This is a genomic window from Bradyrhizobium sp. AZCC 2176 (assembly GCF_036924645.1).
Taxonomy (GTDB): Bacteria; Pseudomonadota; Alphaproteobacteria; order Rhizobiales; family Xanthobacteraceae; genus Bradyrhizobium.
The window spans coordinates 4049490-4072604 of sequence record NZ_JAZHRX010000001.1; the positions used below are offsets into that span (position 1 = coordinate 4049490).

General features: G+C 64.4%; 20 protein-coding genes and 1 other RNA gene. 16 read left to right on the top strand and 5 right to left on the bottom strand.

Features of this window, described 5'->3' with window-relative positions; genetic code table 11:
• Window positions 1–44: 44 nt before the first annotated feature.
• Window positions 45–446 (top strand): hypothetical protein, encoded by a 402-nt coding sequence (locus tag V1288_RS19155; protein ID WP_334358513.1) that lies wholly within the window; start codon window positions 45–47, stop codon window positions 444–446.
• Here the strand turns inward: V1288_RS19155 and V1288_RS19160 are convergent.
• Window positions 428–1360, bottom strand: coding sequence for a DMT family transporter (locus V1288_RS19160; protein ID WP_334358514.1), 933 nt, complete (start codon window positions 1358–1360; stop codon window positions 428–430). The two genes, V1288_RS19155 and V1288_RS19160, sit on opposite strands and share 19 nt — an antisense overlap.
• Before the next feature lie 72 nt (window positions 1361–1432).
• On the bottom strand, window positions 1433–2176 hold the full coding sequence (locus V1288_RS19165) for a sulfite exporter TauE/SafE family protein (protein WP_334358515.1): 744 nt from the start codon (window positions 2174–2176) through the stop codon (window positions 1433–1435).
• A gap of 148 nt (window positions 2177–2324) precedes the next feature.
• On the opposite strand from V1288_RS19165, the gene V1288_RS19170 reads away from it, so the two are divergent.
• Window positions 2325–3038 (top strand): alpha/beta fold hydrolase, encoded by a 714-nt coding sequence (locus V1288_RS19170; protein WP_334358516.1) that lies wholly within the window; start codon window positions 2325–2327, stop codon window positions 3036–3038.
• A gap of 548 nt (window positions 3039–3586) precedes the next feature.
• Here the strand turns inward: V1288_RS19170 and V1288_RS19175 are convergent.
• On the bottom strand, window positions 3587–4741 hold the full coding sequence (locus V1288_RS19175; protein WP_334358517.1) for an IS110 family transposase: 1155 nt from the start codon (window positions 4739–4741) through the stop codon (window positions 3587–3589).
• Between the two features lie 205 nt (window positions 4742–4946).
• Window positions 4947–5361, bottom strand: an RNA gene (gene rnpB, locus V1288_RS19180) — RNase P RNA component class A.
• Between the two features lie 144 nt (window positions 5362–5505).
• Here rnpB and V1288_RS19185 point away from each other — a divergent pair.
• From V1288_RS19185 to V1288_RS19195, 3 genes are all read left to right on the top strand, one after another.
• Entirely contained in the window at window positions 5506–5937 is a 432-nt protein-coding gene (locus V1288_RS19185; RefSeq protein WP_334358518.1) for a PAS domain S-box protein, read from the top strand.
• 113 nt (window positions 5938–6050) lie between these two features.
• Window positions 6051–6401, top strand: coding sequence for a YciI family protein (locus V1288_RS19190; protein WP_334358519.1), 351 nt, complete (start codon window positions 6051–6053; stop codon window positions 6399–6401).
• A 39-nt stretch (window positions 6402–6440) separates the two neighbouring features.
• The gene (locus V1288_RS19195) at window positions 6441–7679 is read left to right on the top strand and encodes an RNA polymerase sigma factor (RefSeq protein WP_334358520.1); all 1239 of its coding nucleotides are present in this window, start codon (window positions 6441–6443) and stop codon (window positions 7677–7679) included.
• A gap of 101 nt (window positions 7680–7780) precedes the next feature.
• On the opposite strand, the gene V1288_RS19200 is transcribed toward V1288_RS19195, so the two are convergent.
• Window positions 7781–8569 (bottom strand): N-acetylmuramoyl-L-alanine amidase, encoded by a 789-nt coding sequence (locus V1288_RS19200; protein WP_334358521.1) that lies wholly within the window; start codon window positions 8567–8569, stop codon window positions 7781–7783.
• 643 nt (window positions 8570–9212) lie between these two features.
• Between V1288_RS19200 and rsmH the strand changes: the two genes are divergently transcribed.
• The 11 genes from rsmH (at window position 9213) to murB (ending at window position 23095) form a co-directional block, all read left to right on the top strand.
• Window positions 9213–10208, top strand: coding sequence for a 16S rRNA (cytosine(1402)-N(4))-methyltransferase RsmH (gene rsmH, locus V1288_RS19205; protein ID WP_334358522.1), 996 nt, complete (start codon window positions 9213–9215; stop codon window positions 10206–10208).
• Window positions 10209–10210: 2 nt separating this feature from the next.
• The gene (gene ftsL / locus V1288_RS19210) at window positions 10211–10603 is read left to right on the top strand and encodes a cell division protein FtsL (RefSeq protein WP_334358523.1); all 393 of its coding nucleotides are present in this window, start codon (window positions 10211–10213) and stop codon (window positions 10601–10603) included.
• Entirely contained in the window at window positions 10600–12351 is a 1752-nt protein-coding gene (locus V1288_RS19215; RefSeq protein ID WP_334358524.1) for a peptidoglycan D,D-transpeptidase FtsI family protein, read from the top strand. The genes ftsL and V1288_RS19215 overlap by 4 nt, the downstream gene beginning before the upstream one ends.
• A 49-nt stretch (window positions 12352–12400) precedes the next feature.
• The gene (locus V1288_RS19220; RefSeq protein ID WP_334358525.1) at window positions 12401–13858 is read left to right on the top strand and encodes a UDP-N-acetylmuramoyl-L-alanyl-D-glutamate--2,6-diaminopimelate ligase; all 1458 of its coding nucleotides are present in this window, start codon (window positions 12401–12403) and stop codon (window positions 13856–13858) included.
• Window positions 13855–15237: a UDP-N-acetylmuramoyl-tripeptide--D-alanyl-D-alanine ligase gene (locus tag V1288_RS19225; protein WP_334358526.1), complete on the top strand. Its 1383-nt coding sequence runs from the start codon at window positions 13855–13857 to the stop codon at window positions 15235–15237. Before V1288_RS19220 ends, V1288_RS19225 begins: the two co-directional genes overlap by 4 nt.
• A gap of 186 nt (window positions 15238–15423) precedes the next feature.
• Complete coding sequence (mraY, locus tag V1288_RS19230; protein ID WP_334358527.1) at window positions 15424–16530, top strand: phospho-N-acetylmuramoyl-pentapeptide-transferase; 1107 nt, start codon at window positions 15424–15426, stop codon at window positions 16528–16530.
• 109 nt (window positions 16531–16639) lie between these two features.
• Window positions 16640–18040 carry a UDP-N-acetylmuramoyl-L-alanine--D-glutamate ligase gene (gene murD / locus V1288_RS19235; protein WP_334358528.1) on the top strand — a complete coding sequence of 467 codons (1401 nt, stop codon included), beginning with the start codon at window positions 16640–16642 and terminating at the stop codon, window positions 18038–18040.
• Between the two features lie 138 nt (window positions 18041–18178).
• Window positions 18179–19330: a putative lipid II flippase FtsW gene (gene ftsW, locus V1288_RS19240; RefSeq protein WP_334358529.1), complete on the top strand. Its 1152-nt coding sequence runs from the start codon at window positions 18179–18181 to the stop codon at window positions 19328–19330.
• Between the two features lie 47 nt (window positions 19331–19377).
• Window positions 19378–20478 carry an undecaprenyldiphospho-muramoylpentapeptide beta-N-acetylglucosaminyltransferase gene (murG, locus tag V1288_RS19245; protein WP_334358530.1) on the top strand — a complete coding sequence of 367 codons (1101 nt, stop codon included), beginning with the start codon at window positions 19378–19380 and terminating at the stop codon, window positions 20476–20478.
• A gap of 141 nt (window positions 20479–20619) precedes the next feature.
• Window positions 20620–22023 carry a UDP-N-acetylmuramate--L-alanine ligase gene (gene murC / locus V1288_RS19250; protein WP_334358531.1) on the top strand — a complete coding sequence of 468 codons (1404 nt, stop codon included), beginning with the start codon at window positions 20620–20622 and terminating at the stop codon, window positions 22021–22023.
• 151 nt (window positions 22024–22174) lie between these two features.
• Window positions 22175–23095, top strand: a complete 921-nt coding sequence (gene murB / locus V1288_RS19255) for a UDP-N-acetylmuramate dehydrogenase (protein WP_334358532.1) — start codon at window positions 22175–22177, stop codon at window positions 23093–23095.
• Window positions 23096–23115 lie beyond the last annotated feature (20 nt).

Here is a 23115-nt window from a genome sequence, read left to right on the forward strand (position 1 = left end):
CATCGATAGCGGAATATATTTCGGCCGTCGATGGGGCGTATGCGATGCGCTGGTTTGGAAAAGAGCGGAAGCCGGACGTCTGGGAAACGGCGGACTTTCAACCGGCCGGGGACATCGAAGCGGCGCACGCCATCCGCGACATTTGCACGTCGGCCGCGGCGATCGTCGAACATATGGCGAGCGTTCGCGGCCACAAGTCGGAACAGGAGCGAGCCTCCGGCGCCGAGCGATACCAGGCCGCCATCAAATGCGCGCTCGAGATCGCACAGAAAATATCCGACGATGCCATGCGTGATGTTGCGGTCAGCCAGATCATCAGTTTATGCATCGAGGTGAATCACCTGAAGACGGCCCGGGTGCTGCTTCGGGCCATTCATTTGGACAAGATGCGAGCCGAACTGGTTGCGGAATATCCGGCGCTGATCGATCAGGACGCAGCCAACTGAGGCGGCTCGCGATCGCGTTGCGGCAGCGACGGCGCGGCCTTGGTGCGCGTGCGTGTCGAGATCGCAACCGTCACCACCACGGCGGTGGCGAACAGCAGGATTTGCAGCGTGATGGTCTCGTCATTGAAGAATGCCGCGAGCGCGAAGGTTACGAAGGGTTGCAGCAATTGTATCTGCGACACCCGCGCGATGCCGCCCATCGCGAGCCCGGCGTTCCATGCGAAGAAGCCGATCCATTGCGAGAACAGCGCGACATAGAGCAGGCCGAGCCACGGCTTCAGCGCGATGTGGCTGATGTCGGCAGGCATGGTCAGCGCGGCCGCGGGGATCGAGAGCGGCAGCGCGATGACCAGCACCCAGCTTATCACCTCCCAGCCCGGCATCTGCGACGTCAGCCGGCCGGAGAATGCGTAGCCGACCGCGGCCACAGTGACGGACGCGAACAGAAACAGGTCGCCGGCCGCGAGCGCGCCGCCGCCTTGACGCAGTGCAAACATGATCACCAGCGCGGCACCGGCGACGGAAGCAATCCAGAACAGCGGCTTCGGCCGTTCATGGGTGATGGCAACGGCGACGAGTGCGGTGGCGATCGGCAGCACGCCCAGCACCACGCCGCCATGCGACGCGTCGACCCGCTGCATCCCGAGCGACATCAGAAGCGGAAACAGGATGGCGACGCAGAGCATGGCGATCACGAGTTGCGGCCACAGCGCACGGGGCGGCAGCGGGCGGCGCAATGCGAGGAGGAGCACCAGCGAGCATAGCCCGGCGATCGCGGTGCGCAGCGATGTCAGTGCAATCGGATCAATTTCCGCGACCGCAATCCGCGTCGCCGGCAGCGTGCCGCCGAAGGTCGCCATGCCGACAAAACCCAGCAGCAGACCGAGACGTTCGCGCGACGAAGGAGAGGACATGATGCGATTGGTTAGCTGCTTTGCTTGCCAGCGTACAGCAATCTACTCGGTGCACATGGCGGCTATGCGCTGCTACCTCGGAGCAATGCTGCTCCACACCAATCCGGCGCCTGACAGAAACAGCAGCGCCAGCACGACGTCGTAGAAGTTTCGGTCGTTCAGGGCGTGGTAGGTGCGCATGCCGAGGCGGGCGCCGATCAGCGTGCCGGGCATTGCCAGCAGCGCGAGCCAGAAGACGTTCAGCTTCACGAAACCGGTGGCGGCTTGCAGGATCAGCGCGGCGCTGAGCACGGTGCCGTTGAATATCTGGAAAACGCCGCGGCGCTGATCCTTGGTCCAGCCGCGGATGCTGGCCCACAGCGTCGGAAGTGGGCCCGACAGCCCGGCCAGGCCGCCGAGTATGCCGCCGGCAAATCCGACGCAGGCGTCGGCGACGCGGCCGCCGAAACGAAAGGCCATTGGCCTGAGGATGAAATAGAGCGCGGTCGGGAACACCAGCAGCATCACGCCGACGCTGAGCTTGAAAACTTGCGGGTCGGCGCGCGCGACCAATAGTGCCCCGATCGGCATGCCGAGGAGCCCGCCGGCCACGAACGGCAACGCCAGCTTGAAGTCGAGCAGCTTCCACATCGACGGCAATGTCGAGATCTGCGAGCTGACCGAACAGATCAGCACCAGCGGCACGGCAATCGCGGGCGGCAGGATGTATAGCCAGATCCCCAGCGCCATCAGTGCCGTGCCGAAACCGGCGAGGCCGGAAACGAAGCCACCGGCGAGCGCGCCAGCAAGCAAAATCGCGTAGGTGGCGACGTCCACTCTTCTCTTCTCCCCGTCGTTCCGGGTTCGCATCTTCGATGCGCCCCGGAATGACGACCTCGAAATTTGTGCTGACGTTTACACGACGCGGCGGACGGGTACTATCGCAATCGAAGCCTTCGACAACAAACCCCGTGGAAGCGGCCCAATGAGAACAACCTCTTCGAAAACCTTTCTCGTCTGTCACGGTGCGTGGTCCGCGGGCTGGGCCTGGAAGAAGATGCATCCGCTGATGCAGGCGGCCGGACATCGGCTGGTTACGCCAACCTACACCGGCCTCGGCGAGCGCGCGCACCTGGCCCATCCGGCGATCAACCTCGATACGCATATCGAGGACATGCTGAACGTCATCAAGTATGAAGACCTGCGCGACATCGTGCTGATCGGCCACAGCTATGGCGGCATGGTCGCCACCGGGGTCGCCGACCGGGCGTGCGACAAGGTCAGGCAACTCATCTATGTCGACGCCTTCGTGCCCGGCGATGGGCAGTCGTTGCTGGATTTGGATGAAGCGGCGGTGCTGCGGATGCAAGAACTGGCAAACTCCGGCGGTTGGCGCGTGCCGCCGAATCCGACGCCATCCGATACCTCGCCCGCCGACCTCGAATGGCTCAGCGCGCGTCGCGTCGACATGCCGATCAAATGTTTCGAGACCAGGCTCAAGCTGCAGGGTGGTGCGTTGACGCTGCCGCGAAGCTACATCTACGCCACGCGGATCACGCCGGCCGATACGTTCGGACCGTTCGCCCGGATGACGAAGGGCGATTCCGCGTGGAGCTATTACGAGATCGACGCCAGCCATTCGCCGAACGTCACGGCGCCGGAGGCGTTGATGGCGTTGCTGCAGAAGATCGCGGCGTAGCCTGGATGTAGCGCAGCGAAATCCGGTACCGGCCGATCAGCGGATGAGAGAATCCCGGATTGCGCTGCGCTCCATCCGGGCTTGTATGGGGTAGTAGTTGTCAAGGGGATTGATCGATCAGGGCATGGCTTTGCCTTTGGCATGTTCGGTGGAGGGCGATGCGCCCTTTGATCCCGATGGATAGCCGCTGCGCCGGACGCAGCCACCGTCAAGGTTGGCCGCAGGCCACCGCCGGAGGCGGCGCGGAGCGGCCTTGACGGTGGCGAGGCCGGAGCAAAGCTTTCGGATCGGGACGTTTCGAGGCGCGCGATTGACGGCTTGACGTGATGTCCGGGACTGGGCCGTGACGTCGTTATGCGGCCAACACCGCATCAACTTGTATCCGGTCGGGTGTGGTGGCCCGAACCCTGATCTTTCATGCACGGGTGAAGGTAAGGCCCAGAAGAGACGGGACCCATCTACGAAAGCGGAATCCGAAGACCCAAGCCCGGGTTCGGTCACACGTCTGTCCTGGGTCACGTCGGTCGTCATTGGCGCACCGGCGTTGCTTAAAAGCTCGGACGCATGACGGCGCCACTCGGCACGAGGCCGGTCTCCAGATAGCGCCAGAGGGCCACCATCAGCTTGCGCGCCAGCGCCACGATGGCGATCTTGCGGATGCGGCCCTTGAGGTTACCAACCCGCTCGCGGAACCAGCGGCTCAGCTCGGTGTCGGGCTGATGCCTCAGCCACAGCCAGGCGAGCTCGATTGCGGTGGTTCGCGCACGGCGGTTGCCAGCTTTGCTGATGCCCTGTTGTCGACGGCGGGCGCCGCTGTCGTAGGGCACGTCGGTTAGTCCGACGCAGCTGCCGAGCTGACGGCGGTTCTTAAAGTCACGGTAGAAGACCTCGTTGGCCAGGAGCTGGGCGATGTGCGGGCCAATCGCCTTGAGTTGGGCAAGCTGAACCGCCTTCGCCTCTGCCGAGTCCTTTGCCGGGGTCCGATGCGCGGCCGCATTCGCTGCCTCGAGCCCCTTGATCTGCTTGTGCACCAATACCAGCCGCTCATGCTCGCGACGGATCTCGTCCTTCAGCCGTGGCGGCAGAACGCGGCCATCGCCGGTTCGCATCGCATCCAGACTCGCCAAGAAGCCCGGCTTCAGGGGCATGGCATCGCGGATGCCCTGGCCATGCAGCAGCCCCTTGATCCGGTTGCTGTGCCCGGTGCGCTCCTGCAGCAGCCGCTCGCGCTCGCGCGTACGCCGCTTGCGATCCTCGTCCTCAGGCGTGGGAACCCGAACCATGCTGCAAACCCGCGGTTCGCCGCGCAGGTAAGCCAGAAACGAGCGCATCAACTGCGCCAAGTCGATCCGATCGGTCTTGGCCCGCCGTGCCCGCCGGTTCACCTCGATGCTCGACGCATCGATCTCGTGATTGAGCACCTCGTTGTCGGCCAGCCAGCGGTGCAGCCAATGACCGTCGAGACCGGCTTCATAGCACGACAGAATACGAACCAGCTTCCCCGTCTGCTCCGCCTTCGATCGAGCCTTGACCAGCAAAGCTGCCAACGCCGCCAAGTCGCCACCGTCAATCCGGTAACGGCTCATCTTCTCGGTACCGGGCAGCATGATGCCTAGCTGCCATTTCGCCTTGCTCAGTTCGAAAACAACGTAAACTGTGGCATACTTGCAGCCGGCGGGTGTGTCAGCGTGATCTGTGCACATCGTGGATCCTCTGGGTGAGTGGGTGGTCGCAAACTCAACTTACCCCCTGACCACCTGCCACCCCATAGGATCTACCGGTTACGCTGGTTGAAATGGCGAGGGGTCCGGCGTGTTTGCGCCGAACCCCTCATTCTAGTAAGACGCGTTTTCTTGGAAAACGCTTCCGTTAGTAAGACGCGTTTTCTTCGAAAACGCTTTCGCTCAAAGCATCAGCCAGCCTGTAAGCCGGGTTCTGTAGGGCACCATTCTTGCGAATGGTACGTGACGGCCATTCCTCTGGGACCATGTTTGCACATGGCCTCGAGCAACCTACCCGGACGGCGAGCCTGACATCGCCCTGCGGTGTTATCGCTTTCGCGAAACTTGCCCGCGTTGCCGTCCCTATTCGGTTTTGCTCCCGGTGTGGTTTGCCATGCCGTTTCCGTTGCCGGATACGCGGTGCGCTCTTACCGCACCTTTTCACCCTTACTCCGTCCGGAGACGGAGCGGTTCGTTCTCTGTGGCACTTTCCCTGGGGTCACCCCCGCCGGACGTTATCCGGCACCGCATGTCGATGGAGCCCGGACTTTCCTCCCCCGCGGCCTTTCGGCCCTAGCGGGAGCGGCCGTCCGGCCGACTGACGCCTTACGAATGGGGGCTCCGGCGCGCTGCGTCAAGCGATCACGATGGTTAATCGGGTTCCATACCTGCAATTTTGACAGAAGCGGCATGGCGGCCTTTGATGTTGGCCCGATCGATTTGAGAATGAGTAGCGGTGACACGCGATGAACATGCCTGCCGGCCTTGGTGAAGCCCTGCTAAACAGCGCTTCCGACGCGATCATCGCAACCGATCGCGACGGACGCATCACATTCTGGAATCCCGGCGCCGAGCGGATCTTCGGCTTCGCGGCCGACGATGCTGTCGGCCGGTCGCTCGACCTGATCATCCCTGAGAATTTGCGTGCCCGGCACTGGCGCGGATTTCGCCACACGATGGAGACGGGAACGAGCCGCTATGGCCACGGCGATTTGTTGTCGGTGCCCGGCCTGACCAGAGAGGGCGCGCGGATATCGGTCGAGTTCACGATTCTGCTGCTGCGCGACAGGATGCAGGCGGTCACGGGCACCGTGGCCGTCATGCGCGACGTGACCAAGCGCTTCGAGGAACTCAGGGAACTGAAACGGCGGCTCGCCGAGGCCGTGGGGCAGTCTTGATAGCCGGCTCCATGATAGCCGCTCCGCCGAAAAAAATTCCCCGACGATGTCGTCTTGCGGGGGGCCCGTTCGACTAGGTGTCGGCGATCCAGCCGATCAAAGGGAGTAATGAGATGCAGTACCTGCTGTTGATCTATCGGAACGAAGCCGAAATCGGCAAAATGGGCCCTGCCGAGCGGAAGCAAGTGACCGCTGACTACGGCGCATTCACCCAGTCCATCGTTCAGAGCGGCCATTTCAAGGCTGGCGACGGCTTGCAGCCGACGACGACCGCGACCACGGTGCGGGTTCGCGACGGCAAGATGCTGACCACGGATGGTCCATTCGCGGAGACGCGCGAGCAACTCGGCGGCTACTATCTGGTCGAGGCCAAGGATCTCGACACGGCCCTCGGCATTGCCGCGCGCATTCCCTGCGCCAAGTCGGGTTCGATCGAGGTCAGGCCGGTCATGATTTATGACTGACGGCGAAGCCGTCATTCCGGGCTTGAAGCGGCAAACCAGATGACGCCCATCGAGATCGAGAAAATTTTCCGCGACGAGGCGGGGCGAGCGCTGGCCACGCTGATCCGCCTCGTCGGCGATTTCGATCTGGCGGAAGATGCGTTGCAGGATGCGGTCGCGGTGGCGCTGCAGCGTTGGCCCGACGCCGGACTGCCTTCCAATCCGCGCGCCTGGCTGGTCAATGTCGGTCGCAACAAGGCGGTCGACCGCGTCAGGCGCAATGTTTCGTTTCGCAGCAAACAGCAACAACTGACACATGAGCTGCTGCTCAACGCGTCCGCGCCGTGCGAGGATTCCGACAACGCGCTCGACGACGATATGCTGCGGCTGATCTTCACCTGCTGCCATCCGTCCTTTGCCGCCGAGGTTCAGGTCGCGCTCACGCTGCGCACGGTGTGCGGGCTGACGACAGCGCAGGTCGCGCGCGCCTTTCTCGCCAGCGAAGACGCGATGGCGCAGCGCCTGTTGCGCGCCAAGCAGAAAATCAGTCTCGCCGGCATTCCCTATGAGGTGCCCGAGCGCGATGCGCTGGAGCCGCGACTGCGCGGCGTGCTCGCCGTGATCTATCTCGTGTTCACCGAAGGCTATGCGGCGACATCAGGCGAAGATCTGATGCGGCCTGATTTGGCGCGCGAAGCGATCCGGCTGGCGCGGCTGCTCGACGCGCTGATGCCGGGACGCGGCGAGATCAAGGGTTTGCTGGCTTTGATGCTGCTGCACGATTCACGCCGCGCCGGCCGCGAGACCGCGGGCGGCGACATCGTGCTGCTGGAAGAGCAGGATCGTACGCTGTGGAATCAGCACCAGATCGCTGATGGCTTGATGCTGGTGGAGGAAGCGCTGCGGATGCCGGGACGGCCGCAATCCTACGCGGTGCAGGCGGCAATCGCCGCGCTGCATGCGCGTGCGCCGAGTTTTGAGGATACCGATTGGCGGCAGATCGCCGGCCTCTATGAAGTGCTGCTGCGGATCTGCCCGTCGCCGGTGATCGAACTCAACCACGCCGCCGCCGTATCGATGGTCGATGGCCCGGCGCGGGCGCTCGACCTGGTCAATGCGCTGGAAGCGCGGGGCGGGCTGAAGGGTTATGAACTGCTGCCGGCCGTCCGCGCCGATTTGCTGCGCAGATTGGGCCGGCGCGACGCGGCGCGTGAGGCGTATCAGGCGGCGACGGCGGCGACCCAACTGGAGCCGCTGCGAAGGTTCTACGCGCGAAGGATCGCGGAGCTAGGTTCGTAGTCGTCATGCCCGGGCAGAAGCGCGTCTTCGCGCTAGATGTCCCGGGCATCCACGTCTTCCTCAAGCCCGGCCATGACGGCAGATACAGATCGGCGCTGAAACTACTTCGCGGCGACCACCGTCGTCATCGCTTCCGGCGGCAGGCTCGTCAGTAGCGCGTGCAGCGTGCTGATGGTCGAGTGATCGGCGATGCCGTCGACGCGCGCGGGACGGAAGTGGCGCTGAAATGCAGTGACCACTTCCATGGTCGGGCCGTCGAACTTGCCGGTGGTCGGAACGTTGTAACCGTATTTGGCGAGCGCCATCTGCAGACCGGCGACGTCGTCGCTGATGCTGCCGAGCTTGAGCGTTTCGCCGCGCACGATCGGCGCCGGCTGCACCCAATGGCCGACGCCGGAATTGGCCAGCGAATGCCACGGAAACTTCTCGCCGGGATCCCTTTTGCGCGCCGGGGCGACATCGGAATGCGCGAGCACGCGATGCGAGGGGATCTTGCGGCGGAGCATGATGCCGCGGCACAGCGCGATCACGGCGGCGATCTGGCGCAGCGGGAAATCCGGATAGCCCCAGTCATGGCCGCGATTGATGATCTCGATCCCGATCGAGCAGGAATTGATGTCTTCCTCGCCGGCCCAAAACGATACGCCGGCGTGCCAGGCACGCTTGGCTTCGGGCACGCATTGCACGATGCGGCCGTCTTCCAGCACGATGTAATGCGCTGACACGTCGGTGCCGGGCGTGCAGAGCTGGGCGATCGCGCCTTCCACATCCGGCATGCCGGTGTAGTGCAGCAGGATCATGTCCGCGAGGCGGCCCTTGTTGCGATCGCCATGGTTCGGTGATGGGATGACGTCGGATGCGATCGAGGAATCTGGGGTAAAGGTCTTCATGTCGGCGTTGGCCCTGGGAATGGGAAGGGCGCGTTGACGCTTCGAATCAATACCAGCAGATGCGAACGAACCAGTAGCCATTTTTTAAACTCAAACCGGGCAGGAGCGCGGCAACATCGTGATTTAAGCGGCAATACCTTTTACTATTCATTTACTTCGTGTGCGCGCAATCCGGTGACCGAGTTCTATCCCGCATTTTGAGCGGGTGTGTGCGGGGCGCATCACCATTTTTCAGCGTCTAGAGCTTCGGTTTTGATTGTGTCGGAACCGAAACTCTAGGTTCTTGTTTTGACGCGTTTTCTTCACGCGAACCGGTACCCACTTCGCTCGAAAACGCTGTAGAAGGCGCGCAAAACCTTAATCGAACCATCAACGCTTTCTTAACGCTAAGTGCCGTTACTAAGTGGTGAAGAGCCGAACCGGGTTGGGGACGGCCGAGGCCCTCTTTCGCGCTCGAAGTGCCATGGCAGCCCAGCAAATTCCGTCTGGAAATGAGGGGGCGCGAGGCCGGGCCAGAGGCAATCGTGCCTGTTCGCGGCTGATGGGCCGGAAAAGCCCGGCGAAGCGCAGAGATTTGAGGCGCAATGGGCCCGTTCGCGTCCAGTTTTCGAACCATCGACTGGAAAACGCCGGAGGACGGCGCATGACCCCGGCTGCGCCACGCCACGTCTCCGTTCTCGGCCGCGAGGCGGTCGCGATGCTCGCGCCCCGGGACGGCGGCATCTATGTCGACGCGACCTTCGGCGCCGGCGGCTACAGCCGCGCGATTCTCGCTGTCGCGGGAACCCGTGTCATCGGCATCGACCGTGACCGGTCAGCCATTGCCGGCGGGTTCGATCTGGTCGACCAATCGGCCGGCCGGCTGACCCTGGTCGAGGACCGATTCGCCAACCTTGCAGACGTCTGCGCGGCGCAAGGCGCGCCTGCGGTAGACGGCGTCGTGATGGACGTCGGCGTTTCCTCGATGCAGCTCGACCAGGCCGAACGCGGTTTCTCGTTCCGGCTCGGCGGTCCGCTCGACATGCGGATGGGCCATGACGGGCCGACCGCGGCAGATGTCGTGGCGAAGGCTTCCGAGGCCGATCTCGCCAACATCATCTATATTTTCGGCGAAGAGCGCCATTCCCGCGCCGTCGCGCGCGCCATCGTGGCGGCGCGGAAAGAGGCGCCAATCACGACGACGCAGGCGCTGGCCGATATCGTCGGCAAGGTGGTGCGCTCCAAGCCGAACGAGATTCATCCGGCGACGCGCACGTTCCAGGGCTTGCGAATCTTCGTCAACGCGGAACTCGACGAACTGCATCTGGCACTGGCGGCGGCGGAGCGGGTGCTCAAGCCCGGCGGGCGGCTGGTGGTCGTCTCGTTCCATTCGCTGGAAGACCGTATCGTCAAGGATTTCCTCAACGCGCGCGGCAAGACCGGCGGCGGATCGCGGCACTTGCCGGAAGTTGCGCAGGCCGCGCCGAGTTTCCAGATCCTGACCAAGCGCCCGCTCACGCCGACTGAAGCCGAAGTGGCCGCCAATCCGCGCGCGCGTTCCGCAAAACTGCGCGCTGCCGAGCGCACCGCGGCGCCGGCGCTTGCGGCAGGCCGCCTGCCGGCGTGGCCCGTTCTTGCCGACGTGATGAGGGGAGGCTGACCATGCGGATCATCCACTTCCTCGTCATCGGCGTGCTGGTGTTCGCAGCGGCCTACGTCTACCGGATCAAGATGGAATCGACCTCGCGCGTCGAGCGCGTGCTGCGGCTGAACGCCGAGATCCGCGAGCAGCGCGATGCCATCGCGGCGCTGCGCGCGGAATGGGCCAAGCTCGATGCGCCGCTGCGGCTGCAAGGGCTCGCCGAGCGCCATCTCGGCCTGAAGCCGCTCAATGCCACGCAATATGATCAGTTGAAGAACCTGCCGGAACGGCCGCCGGCCTTTGCAAGGCCCGGTGCACCCGATCCGATCGGCGCGATGATCAACACCATCGAGGCCGCCGCCGATGCACCACCCACAACCGGGTCCGTGCCCGCACCGGGAGATCAGCAATGACCGGCCGGGCGCTCACCACCATCAAGCGTCCCGCGGAGCCATGGCGGCAGCGGCTGATCCGCAGCCTGCTTTACGGGCGCAACGTCGATCGCGCCGCCAAGGCGCGGGCCCGCGTCGGGCTTGCCATCCTGCTGTTTGCGGCGATCTATGCGGTGCTGGCCGGACGTCTGGTGATGTTCGCGGTCGGCGCCGACAGCCACGGCGCCCGCCGCGCCGGCTCACAGGACGCGATTGCGACCGCGCGGCCCGATATCGTCGACCGCAACGGCGAGGTGCTCGCCACCGACGTCAAGGCGCCGAGCCTGTTCGGCGAGCCGCGGCGCATTATCGACAAGGACGAGGCGATCGAACTCCTGACCGCCGCGCTGCCGGACCTCGACGAAGCGGAGGCGCGCACGCGCCTGTCGTCGCGCAAGGGCTTCGTGTGGCTGAAGCGCGAGATCTCGCCAAAGCAGCAACGCGACATCCACAAGCTCGGCATTCCCGGCATCGGCTTCCTGCGCGAGAACAAGCGGGTCTATCCGACCGGCGCGGCGGTCGCGCATCTGATCGGGCTCGTCAACATCGACAACCAGGGCATCGCCGGGATGGAGAAGTGGCTGGACAATAACGGTCTGGCCGATCTGCACCGCGCCGGCTTTGCCACCGACCGCCTGCAGCGCCCGGTGGAACTGTCGATCGACCTGCGCGTCGAGCATGCGCTGCGCGATGAACTGTTGAAGGCCAAAGAGAAGTACAAGGCCAAGGCGGCGTCCGGCCTCGTCTCCAACGTCCGGACCGGCGAGATCGTGGCGCTGGTGTCGCTGCCGGATTTCGATCCGAACAATCCGAAGGAGGCGCACGATCCCGAGCGCATCAACCGCCTGACCACCGGCGTGTTCGAAATGGGCTCGACCTTCAAGGCGCTGACGCTGGCGATGGCGCTGGACTCTGGCAAAGCCAACCTCAACACGCTCTATGACGGGCGCGGTGCGCTGAAGTTCGGCAAGTTCACCATTCACGACACCCATCCGGTCGGCCGCGCGATCACGCTGTCGGAAGTGTTCACGTTCTCCTCGAACGTCGGCGCAGCCAAGATCGCGCTGGCGCAGGGCGTCGAGGCGCACAAGACGTTCCTGAAGAAGCTCGGCCAGATGGATCGCTTGCGCACCGAACTGCCTGAAAGCGCCTCGCCGATCGTGCCGAAGCGCTGGACCGAACTCAACACCATCACGGCTTCCTTCGGTCATGGTATCGCGGTGGCGCCGCTGCAGGCGGTGATGGGCATCAATGCCTGCATCAATGGCGGTTTCCTGATCCCCCCGACCTTCCTCAAGCGGTCGGAAGAGGAGGCAAGGGCCATCGCCAAGAGGGTGCTCAGGCCCGAAACCTCCGACAAGATGCGCTATCTGATGCGACTGAACGCCGAGATCGGAACCGCCAAGAAGGCCGACGTGAAGGGCTACTATATCGGCGGCAAGACCGGCACCTCGGAAAAGGTGGTCAACGGCCGTTATTCCAAGAAGCAGGTGCTCAACTCCTTCACCGCGATCATTCCGGCCGACAACCCGCAGTATCAGTTGCTGGTCATGCTGGATGAGCCGAAGGCGCTGCCGGAGACGTTCGGCTTCATTACCTCGGGCTGGAACGCGGTGCCGACCGGCGGCAAGGTGATCGCCCGGATCGGGCCGCTTCTGGGCATCGAGCCGCGCTTTGATCTGCCGCCGTCCGACCGCCTTATTCTTGCGGCATCGAGGACAACCCAGTAAGGCGTAGGATCAAGGCGCGCCAAGCTGTGCCGGGCCGGACTGGAGCAAGATGAAACTTCGCGACCTCTTCAGCGATGACGCTGCAATCGAGTTGCAGGCGGAAGCTGTCGATGTGAAAGGCCTTGCGGTCGACAGCCGCGCGGTGAAGCCGGGCGATCTGTTCTTTGCGCTCGCAGGCCACAAGACCGACGGTTCCCGCTTTATCGATGCCGCCATCGGCGCGGGCGCGGTTGCGGTAGCCGGCGACCGCGCTTCGCCTGACCGCCGCGTGCCGTTCGTCGTCACGCCAAACCCGCGCCGCGCGCTGGCGCTGGCGGCGGCGAGATTTTATCCGCGTCAGCCCGCGATTATTGCGGCGGTGACCGGGACCAGCGGCAAGACCTCGGTCGCAGCCTTCACGCGCCAGATCTGGGAGCGGCTCGGCCATGCAGCGGCCAGCATCGGCACCATCGGGCTCGTTTCGCCGAAGCGCACGGTGTACGGCTCGCTGACGACGCCGGACCCGATCGCGCTTCACAAGCAGCTCGACGAGATCACGGGCGAGGGCATCACCCATCTGGCCTTCGAGGCATCCTCGCACGGGCTCGACCAGTTCAGGCTCGATGGCGTGCGTATTGCCGCCGGTGGCTTCACCAATCTTTCACGCGACCACATGGATTATCATCCCGACGTCGCGCATTACCTTGCCGCCAAGATGCGGCTGTTCCGCGATCTCGTTGCGCCTGATGGTGCGGCGGTGATTTCGGCCGATCATCGGTGTTCGCAGGAAGTGATTGACGCAGCGCGCGCGCGAGGCTTGCGGATCGTCGCCGTCGGGCGCAACGCGGATGGCGCCGGTGAAGGCATCCGCCTCGTTGGTGCTACCGTCGAAGGATTTTCGCAGAATCTTGCGCTGACGAATCGCGGACGCAATTACACCGTCAAGCTGCCGCTGGTCGGCGAATTCCAGATCGAGAATGCGCTGGTTGCCGCCGGGCTTGCGATCGGCACCGGCAGCGAGCCGGCCGAGGTGTTCGCTACGCTCGAACATCTCGAAGGCGCCAAGGGGCGGCTGGAGCGGGTCGGCGAGCACAATGGTGCGCCGATCTTCGTCGATTACGCGCACAAGCCGGACGCGTTGGCGAAGGCGCTGCAGGCGCTGCGGCCTTACGCCAAGCGCAAACTCGTCGTCGTCTTCGGCGCCGGCGGCGACCGCGACGCCGGCAAGCGGCCGATCATGGGCGCGATTGCGGCCGAGAACGCCGATCAAATCATCGTCACCGACGACAATCCGCGCAACGAAAATCCGGCAACGATCCGCGCCGCCATACTGGCGGCGGCGAAGGGCGCGACAGAGATCGGCGATCGCGCGGAAGCGATCAGGGCAGGGATAGCGGCGCTGCAGCCCGGCGATGCGCTCTTGATCGCGGGCAAGGGGCACGAGACCGGGCAGATCGTGGGCGACAAGGTTTTGCCGTTCAGCGATCACGAGGCGGTGGCGGCCGCGCTGGCAGCGAGGGTGGCATGAGCGCGGCGCCGTTGTGGACGATTGCCGAAGTCGCGCAGGCGCTCGGGCTTGCGGGCGAGTATCCGGTTACGCCGATTGATTTCATCACGCAGGACAGCCGCCTGGTGAGGCCAGGCTGCCTGTTCGTGGCGTTGAGCGGCACGCCGAGCGGCGGCTTCATCTCCAGCTTTGCCAGCGCGCGCGACGGCTGGGAATTCGCTGACAAGGCGCAAGCCGCCGGCGCGGTGGCGGTGATCGTTCCGCATCGGATTGATGGCGTGAGTGTCCCGCAACTGGTGGTCAAGGACACGCTGATCGACGGCCTGTGGCGGCTGGCGCGCGCCGCGCGGGCGCGCTTTACCGGCCCGGTCATCGGCCTGACCGGCAGCGCCGGCAAGACCAGCACCAAGGAATTCCTCGCCGCGTATCCTGCCGCCTATGCCAGCCCGAGCAGCTTCAACAATTTCTGGGGCGTGCCGCTGACGCTCTGCAATGCCAGCCCCGGCGCGAGCGTGTGGGTCGTCGAAATGGGCATGAACCAGACCGGCGAGATCGCGCGGCTCAGCGAACTGACCCAGCCTACGGTCGCGCTTGTCGTGAACGTGCAGCCGGTTCACCTAGAAAAGCTCGGCAGCCTGGAAGCGATCCGGCGTGAGAAGGTCAGCATCGCGCAAGGCCTGCCAAAGGATGGTGTGCTGGTGTTGCCTGGGGATGTCGAGGCGCCGGAATGGAACGGCAGGGTCGTTCGCTTCGGCGCGGGATCCGGGGTGCGGGAACTGAACCACGCAGCCCAGGGCGAGAGCTGGAACGTCACAGCGCAGGTGAACGGCAAGCCAATCGAATTCGGTCTGACGCCGGGTGCGCCGCATCGCGTGCAGAACGCGTTGGCCGCGCTGGCGTCCATCGATGCCGCCGGGCTCGATCCTGTGGCACTGGCGAAAGAGCTCAGCCATGTCGGCATCATGACCGGCCGCGGCGTGGAACAGGCGGCCCATGGCGTCACCGTGATCGACGATAGTTTCAACGGCAATCCGGCCAGCATGGTCGCCGCGCTCGGCAGCCTGAAAGCGCGGCCGGTGAAGGCCGGCCGGCGCATTGCCATACTCGGCGACATGCTGGAATTGGGCGCTGAAGCGCCCGCCTATCACGAGAAGCTCGCAGGCGACCTGCCGGGCATCGACGGCATCTATTGCGTCGGCCCGCTGATGCGCCATTTATACGGTCTCGTGCCGGCGGAGCGGGCGCTCGGCTGGCATGAAGACCCGGCCACGCTCGATCCCCAGGAAATCGCCGCATTGCTGCGGAGCGGGGACGTGGTGGTCGTTAAGGGCAGCAAAAAGATGTTCTGGGTGAACAAGTTTGTGCCGAGGCTGCTGGCCGCGCTGCAGGCAAAGGCGTAAACTGGCCGTATTGGGCGGGTGCGTTGTTTCCGCGCGGCATGATTCGTCAATACCCGATGCATGACCAAGATTTGCTTGGTTTGAGGACGAAAACGCTTATCAAGGCGTTCCCGGAACGAACGCGTTCCCGGACAGCGCTTCCCGCCAAAGACGGCGCAACCGAGCCGCGTGATAGGGCCGACCTGAATGTTTTACTGGCTGATCGAGCTTTCCAATACCGTCCCGGGTTTTGGCATCTTCCGCGGCGTGTTCAACGTGTTTCGCTACATCACCTTCCGCACCGGCGGGGCGATGGTGACGGGCGCGCTGTTCGTGTTCCTGTTCGGACCCTGGATCATCGATCATCTGCGGCTTCGGCAGGGCAAGGGCCAGCCGATTCGCACCGACGGTCCGCAATCGCATTTGATCTCCAAGAAGGGCACGCCCACCATGGGCGGGCTGATGATCCTCTCGGGCCTCGTGGTCTCGACGTTGCTATGGGCCAATCCGCTCAACCCTTACGTCTGGATCGTGCTCGCGGTGACGCTCGGCTTCGGCTTCGTCGGATTTTACGACGACTACCTGAAGGTGACGAAACAGAGCCATAGCGGCTTCGCCGGCAAGCTGCGGCTGTTGATCGAAGCGGTGATTGCACTGGCTGCCTGCTACGCGCTGGTGCGACTCGGCCGCGATGCGACCTCGACGTCGCTCGCGATACCCTTCCTGAAGGACATGGTGATCAATTTCGGCTGGTTCTTCGTGATCTTCGGCGCCTTCGTCATCGTCGGCGCCGGCAATGCGGTGAACCTGACCGACGGTCTCGACGGGCTTGCGATCGTTCCGGTCATGATCGCCGCCGCCAGCTTCGGCATGATCTCGTACCTGACCGGCAACGCAGTGTTCTCCGACTACCTGCAGATCAGATACGTCGCCGGCACCGGCGAGCTGGCGGTGCTGTGCGGTGCGGTGCTCGGCGCCGGATTAGGCTTCCTCTGGTTCAACGCGCCGCCGGCCTCGATCTTCATGGGCGATACCGGTTCGCTCGCGCTCGGCGGCATGCTCGGCGCGACCGCGGTGGCGGTCAAGCACGAGATCGTGCTGGCCGTGATCGGCGGATTGTTCGTGCTCGAAGCCGTCTCGGTGATCGTGCAGGTGACCTCGTTCAAGCTGACGGGCAAACGCGTGTTCCGGATGGCTCCGCTGCATCATCATTTCGAGCAGAAGGGCTGGACCGAGCCGCAGATCGTGATCCGGTTCTGGATCATCTCGGTGATGCTGGCGCTCGCCGGCCTCTCCACGCTGAAGCTGCGGTGACGACAATGCATCCTTACGGCGGTCATTCCGGGGCGCGCAAAGCGCGAACCCGGAATCTCGAGATTCCGGATAACCGCTGCGCGGTTTCCGGAATGACGGTTGTCCAATCATGATCCCCGTCACGTCATTTGCGGACAAGACGGTCGCCGTCTTTGGTCTCGGCGGTTCCGGCCTTGCGAGCTGCCACGCGCTGAAAGCCGGCGGCGCGGAGGTGATCGCGGGCGACGACAGTGCGGACAATGTCGCCAAGGCGGCGCAGGCCGGTTTCAACACGGCCGATCTGCGCACGGTGTCGTGGGCGAATTTTTCGGCGCTGATCCTCACTCCCGGCGCGCCGCTGACGCATCCGGCGCCGCATTGGTCGGTGCTGATGGCGCGCCAGGCTGGCTGTGAGGTGATCGGCGACATCGAATTGTTCTGCCGCGAGCGCCGCCGTCACGCACCCGACGCGCCGTTCGTCGCCATCACCGGCACCAACGGCAAGTCGACCACGACGGCCCTGATCGCGCATCTGATTGATGTCGCCGGCTACGACACCCAGATGGGCGGCAATATCGGCACCGCAATTCTCTCGCTGGAGCCGCCGCGGATGGGGCGCGTGCATGTGGTCGAGATGTCGTCCTACCAGATCGACCTGGCGCCCTCGCTCGATCCGTCGGTCGGCATTCTGCTCAACGTCAGCGAAGACCATGTCGACCGCCACGGCACGCTGGAGCACTACGCCGCGGTGAAGGCGCGGCTGGTCGCCGGCGTGCAGCCGCAGGGCACGTCCATTGTCGGCGTCGACGACGGCTGGTGCCGAAACATCGCCGACCGCCTCGACCAGGCCGGCAAGCGCGTGGTGCGGATATCAGTGAGAAATCCGCTGCCCGACGGCGTCTATGTTGAACGCGAAACCATCGTGCAGGCCTCCGGCGGCGCGCGCCGCGAGATCGCTAGATTGGGCGGCATTGGTTCGCTGCGCGGGCTGCACAATGCGCAGAATGCGGCCTGCGCCTCGGCCTGCGCGCTGGCAATGGGAATTTCGACCGACATGTTACAAAACGGCCTGCGCAGCTTTCCGGGCCTCGCGCATCGCATGGAGCAGGTCGGCCGCCTCGGCAATGTGCTGTTCGTCAACGACTCCAAGGGCACGAACGCGGACGCCGCCGCGCACGCGCTGTCGTCCTTTGCCGACATCTTCTGGATCGCCGGCGGCAAGCCGAAGCAGGGCGGCATCACGGGTCTCACCGAATACTTTCCGCGCATCCGAAAAGCCTATCTGATCGGCGAGGCCGCGCAGGAGTTTGCGGGAACGCTGGGCGAGCGTGTGCCGCACGAGATTTCCGAAACGCTCGATGTGGCGGTAGCCAACGCCGCGCGCGACGCGGAAGCGTCGGGGATCGCCGATCCGGTCGTGCTGCTGTCGCCCGCCTGCGCCTCGTTCGACCAGTACCGCAACTTCGAGATTCGCGGCGCAAAATTCCGCGATCTGGTGACGGCGATCCCGGGCGTGAAGCCGGTGGTGTGACCGTAGGATGGGTATCGCTCCGCTCCATCCATCCTACACAGCGTCGGCTGATCCCTCAAAAGTTACCGTCTCCATTAACCCCCCATAAACCATCCTGCCCCACCAATGGGCGTTACCTCTGCCATTTTGGGGACGCCCATGCTCGCCCGTGACCAACGCACCCCGTTTTCGGACTGGTGGTGGACCGTTGATAAGTTGCTGCTGGCCGCGATCGCCGCGCTGATGCTGGGCGGCGTTATCCTTTCGCTGGCGGCGAGCCCGCCGGTGGCGACCAGGATCGGGCTCGATCCCTTCCACTTCTTCAGCCGGCATATGTTGTTCCTGCTGCCGTCCTTGATGGTGCTGATCGGGGTGTCGTTCCTGTCGCCCAAGCAGATCCGCCGTCTCGCGTTGCTGGTCTTTGTGGCGAGCATCATCCTCATCGTGGCGACGCTTGTCTTCGGCGCCGAGGTGAAGGGCTCGCGGCGCTGGATCACGCTGCTCGGCGTCAACATCCAGGCCTCCGAATCCGCCAAGCCCGCCTTTGTCGTGATGGCGGCGTGGCTGTTTGCGGAATCGACCAAGCGGCCGGAAATGCCGGCGACCTCGATGGCGATGGTGCTGCTGCTGATGCTGGTGTCGCTTCTGGTGATGGAACCGGATTTCGGCCAGACCATGCTGATCCTGATGGTGTGGGGCGCACTGTTCTTCATTGCGGGCATGCGGATGATCTGGGTGGCCGGCCTTGCCGGCGCCGCAGGCCTCGGATTGTTCGGCGCCTATCTCCTGGTGCCGCACGTCGCGGGCCGCATCAGGCGATTCATGAACCCGGCCTCCGGCGACACCTTCCAGGTCGACATGGCGATGGAAGCCTTCTGGAACGGCGGCTGGTTCGGGCTCGGGCCTGGCGAAGGCATCGCCAAGCGCAGCCTGCCGGACAGCCATACCGACTTCGTGTTCGCCGTGGCGGCCGAAGAATTCGGCATCATCCTGTGCCTGGCGCTGGTTTCGCTGTTTGCCTTTGTTGTGATCCGGACGCTGACGCGTGCCTATGCCAGCGAGGACATGTTCGCGCGCTTTGCGGCCTCGGGGCTGGCGATCCTGTTCGGCGTGCAGGCCGCGATCAACATGGCGGTCAATCTGCAACTGATCCCGGCCAAGGGCATGACGCTGCCCTTCATCTCCTATGGCGGCTCGTCGATCATCTCGTTGGCCTATGGTGTCGGCATGATGCTGGCGCTGACGCGGCAGCGCCCGCGCACCGAGGTGGAATCGATGAACGCGGCTGGCGTAGCGCGCGGCTACGCTTGACCGCACGGACGTGGTGACGGCGGCCCCGTCGTGGGCTATTTGAAGCCATGGACAACGCGCCTCTCATTCTACTCGCCGCCGGCGGCACCGGCGGTCATCTGTTTCCCGCCGAAGCGCTCGGCGTCGAACTCATCAGGCGCGGCCTGCGCGTGCGGCTGGCGACCGATGCCCGCGCGTTGCGCTACAGCGGACTTTTCACCAGAGACAATATCGACGTGGTGCCGAGCGAAACCGTGCGCGGCCGCAATCCGGTAGCACTCGCGCGCACCGGATTCATGCTCGGCTATGGCATGCTGGTTGCGGCCAATCTGGTGCGGCGGCTGAAGCCCTCGGCCGTGGTCGGCTTCGGCGGCTATCCGACGCTGCCGCCGTTGATCGCGGCAAGGCTGCTCGGTGTGCCCGGCATCATTCACGATGCCAACGCGGTGCTCGGCCGCGCCAATCGTTTTCTCTCCAGCCGCGTCAACGCGATCGCGGCCTCGCTGCCCGGCGTGCTCGACCGCGATCCGTCGCTGGCGGGAAAAACCACCACCGTCGGCACGCCGATGCGTCCGGCAATCCTTGCCGCCGCGGCGATGCCGTTTGCGTCGCCCGAACCGAACGGGCCGCTGCGCCTTTTGGTGGTCGGCGGCAGCCAGGGCGCGCGAGTAATGAGCGACATCGTGCCATCAGCCGTCGAACGGCTCGAGCCGGTGCTGTGGAGTCGCCTGGTACTCACGCAGCAGGTGCGTGAGGAGGACATGGCGCGGGTGCGCGCCGTCTATGACCGGCTCAAGATCAAGGCCGACCTCGCGCCGTTCTTCAGCGATCTGCCGGCGCGGCTGGCGTCCAGCCATTTCGTGGTCTCGCGTTCCGGCGCCGGCACCGTAGCGGAACTCGCCGCGATCGGCCGGCCCTCGATTTTGGTGCCGCTGCCCGGCGCAATCGACCAGGACCAGTTTGCCAATGCCGGTGTGCTGGCCCAGGTGAACGGGGCTTTACGGATTCCGCAGGCCGAATTCACGCCCGACCGGCTGGCGGCGGAAATCTCGACATTTGCCGCCGAGCCCGCGCGGCTGACCGCGATGGCGGATGCCGCCCGCAAGGTCGGCCGGCTCGACGCCGCCGAACGGCTGGCCGATCTGGTGATGAAAACCGCCGGAATCTAGGCGGTTGCGCGCAAAATTGCCCCTTGTCATGCCCCGTGAAAGCGGGGCATCCAGTACTCCGCGCGGCTGATCTGAATCTTGGGGCTTCGCGGAATACTGGATCGCCCGCCTTCGCGGGCGATGACGGTCGAGGAACAATCTATGAGACTGCCGCGCGAGATCGGACCCATTCACTTCGTCGGGATCGGCGGCATCGGCATGAGCGGCATCGCCGAGGTGCTGTGCAATTTGGGCTATACGGTGCAGGGCTCGGACGCGTCCGAAGGCGGCAATGTCGCGCGGCTGCGGGAGAAGGGGATTGCGGTTTCGGTCGGTCACAAGGCCGAGAACGTCGACGGCGCTGACGTGGTCGTGGTCTCGACCGCGATCAAGCGCGACAATCCGGAACTGATGGCAGCCCGCGCCCAGCGTATTCCGGTGGTGCGACGCGCCGAAATGCTGGCCGAGCTGATGCGCTTGAAAAGCTGCGTCGCGATTGCCGGCACCCACGGCAAAACCACCACGACGACGATGGTGGCGACACTGCTCGATGCCGGCGGTCTCGATCCGACCGTGATCAACGGCGGTATCATCAATGCCTACGGCTCCAACGCGCGGCTGGGCGCGGGCGACTGGATGGTGGTCGAAGCCGATGAGAGCGACGGCACGTTCCTGAAGCTTCCGTCCGACGTCGTGATCGTCACCAACATCGATCCCGAACATCTCGATCACTTCAAGACTTTCGAGGCGATCCAGGACGCATTCCGCAATTTCGTGGAGAACGTGCCGTTCTACGGCTTTGCCGTGATGTGCACCGATCATCCCGTGGTGCAGACCCTTGTCGGCAAGATCGAGGACCGCCGCATCGTCACCTATGGTGAAAACCCGCAGGCCGATGCGCGGATGGTCGACTTGACGCCGATCGGCGGCGGCTCGAAATTCAAAGTCGTGTTCCGCAACCGCAAGACCGATGCCACGCACGAAATCGCCGACATCATGCTGCCGATGCCGGGACGGCACAACGCCTCGAATGCGACGGCGGCGATCGCGGTGGCGTATGAGCTCGGCATGTCCGACGCGGCGATCCGCAAGGCGATTGCCGGCTTCGGCGGCGTCAAGCGGCGCTTCACCCGGACCGGCGAATGGAACGGCATCACCGTGATCGACGATTATGGCCATCACCCCGTCGAGATCGCGGCCGTGCTGAAGGCGGCACGGGAATCGGCCAACGGCAAGGTCATCGCGGTGGTGCAGCCGCACCGCTTTACGCGCCTGCAATCGCTGTTCGAGGAATTCTGCACCTGCTTCAACGATGCCGACGCGGTTGTCGTCGCCGACGTCTATCCGGCCGGCGAGGCACCGATCGAAGGGATCGACCGCGACAATTTCGTGCTCGGCCTGCGCGCCCATGGCCATCGCGAGGTGATCCCGTTGCCGAGTTCGGCGGAGCTGGCCAAAGTCGTGCACGGCATCGCGGGTTCCGGCGACCTCGTCGTCTGCCTGGGCGCCGGCAACATCACGCAATGGGCCTACGCGTTGCCCGATGAATTGAAGGCGCTGGGATGATGGGGCACTCGCTCTCGATCTCGTCACCTCGACATCGAGAACTCCGTTGGGACGATTGGTCAGAATGTAGACGTATCCACCTGCCATGCCGAGATATTGCAAGACGTGGATCGCCGGACAAGCCCGGCCATGACGAGTTGAGGGAGCTAGCTTGACCTTTCCCGACATCACGCCCGATCTCAAAGCCGCCATGCCGCAACTGCGCGGGCGGCTGCTGGCGAACCAGTCGCTGGCGGAGCTGACGTGGTTTCGCGTCGGCGGGCCAGCGCAGGTCTTGTTTACGCCGGCGGATGAAGGCGATCTCGCCTACTTCTTAAAGCTGCTTTCGAAGGAGTTGCCGGTCTATGTCGTTGGCGTCGGCTCCAACCTGATCGTGCGCGATGGCGGCATGGAAGGCGTGGTGATCCGCCTGTCGCCGCGGGCGTTCGGCGAGACGTCTGCCTCAGGCGATGTGGTCAGCGCAGGCACGGCTGCGCTCGACAAGCGCGTGGCGGAAACGGCGGCGGCCGCCAATATCGGCGGCATGGAATTCTTGTTCGGCATTCCCGGCACCATCGGCGGCGCACTGCGGATGAATGCCGGCGCCAATGGCAGCGAGACCAAGGACGTGCTGGTCGAAGCAACCGGCATCGGCCGCGACGGCACCAAACATATCTTCACCAACGCTGACATGAAGTTCGTCTATCGCAATAGCGGCGTCGATCCTTCGATCATTTTCACCTCGGCGCGATTTCGCGGGCAGGTCGCGGATCCCGAAACCATCCGCACGCGGATGAACCAGGTGCAGACCCATCGCGAAACCGCGCAGCCGATTCGCGAAAAGACCGGAGGGTCGACCTTCAAGAACCCGCCCGGCAACAGCGCCTGGAAACTGATCGACGCCGCCGGCTGCCGGGGCTTGCGTGTCGGCGGCGCGCAGGTCTCGGAAATGCACTGCAATTTCCTCATCAACACCGGCAACGCCACCGGGCATGATATTGAAACGCTGGGTGAAACCGTGCGCGAGCGGGTTAAAGCGAATTCTGGAATCGAGCTACACTGGGAAATCAAGCGGATCGGAATTCCGGTCTAGCCGCCATTTCGTCATTCCGG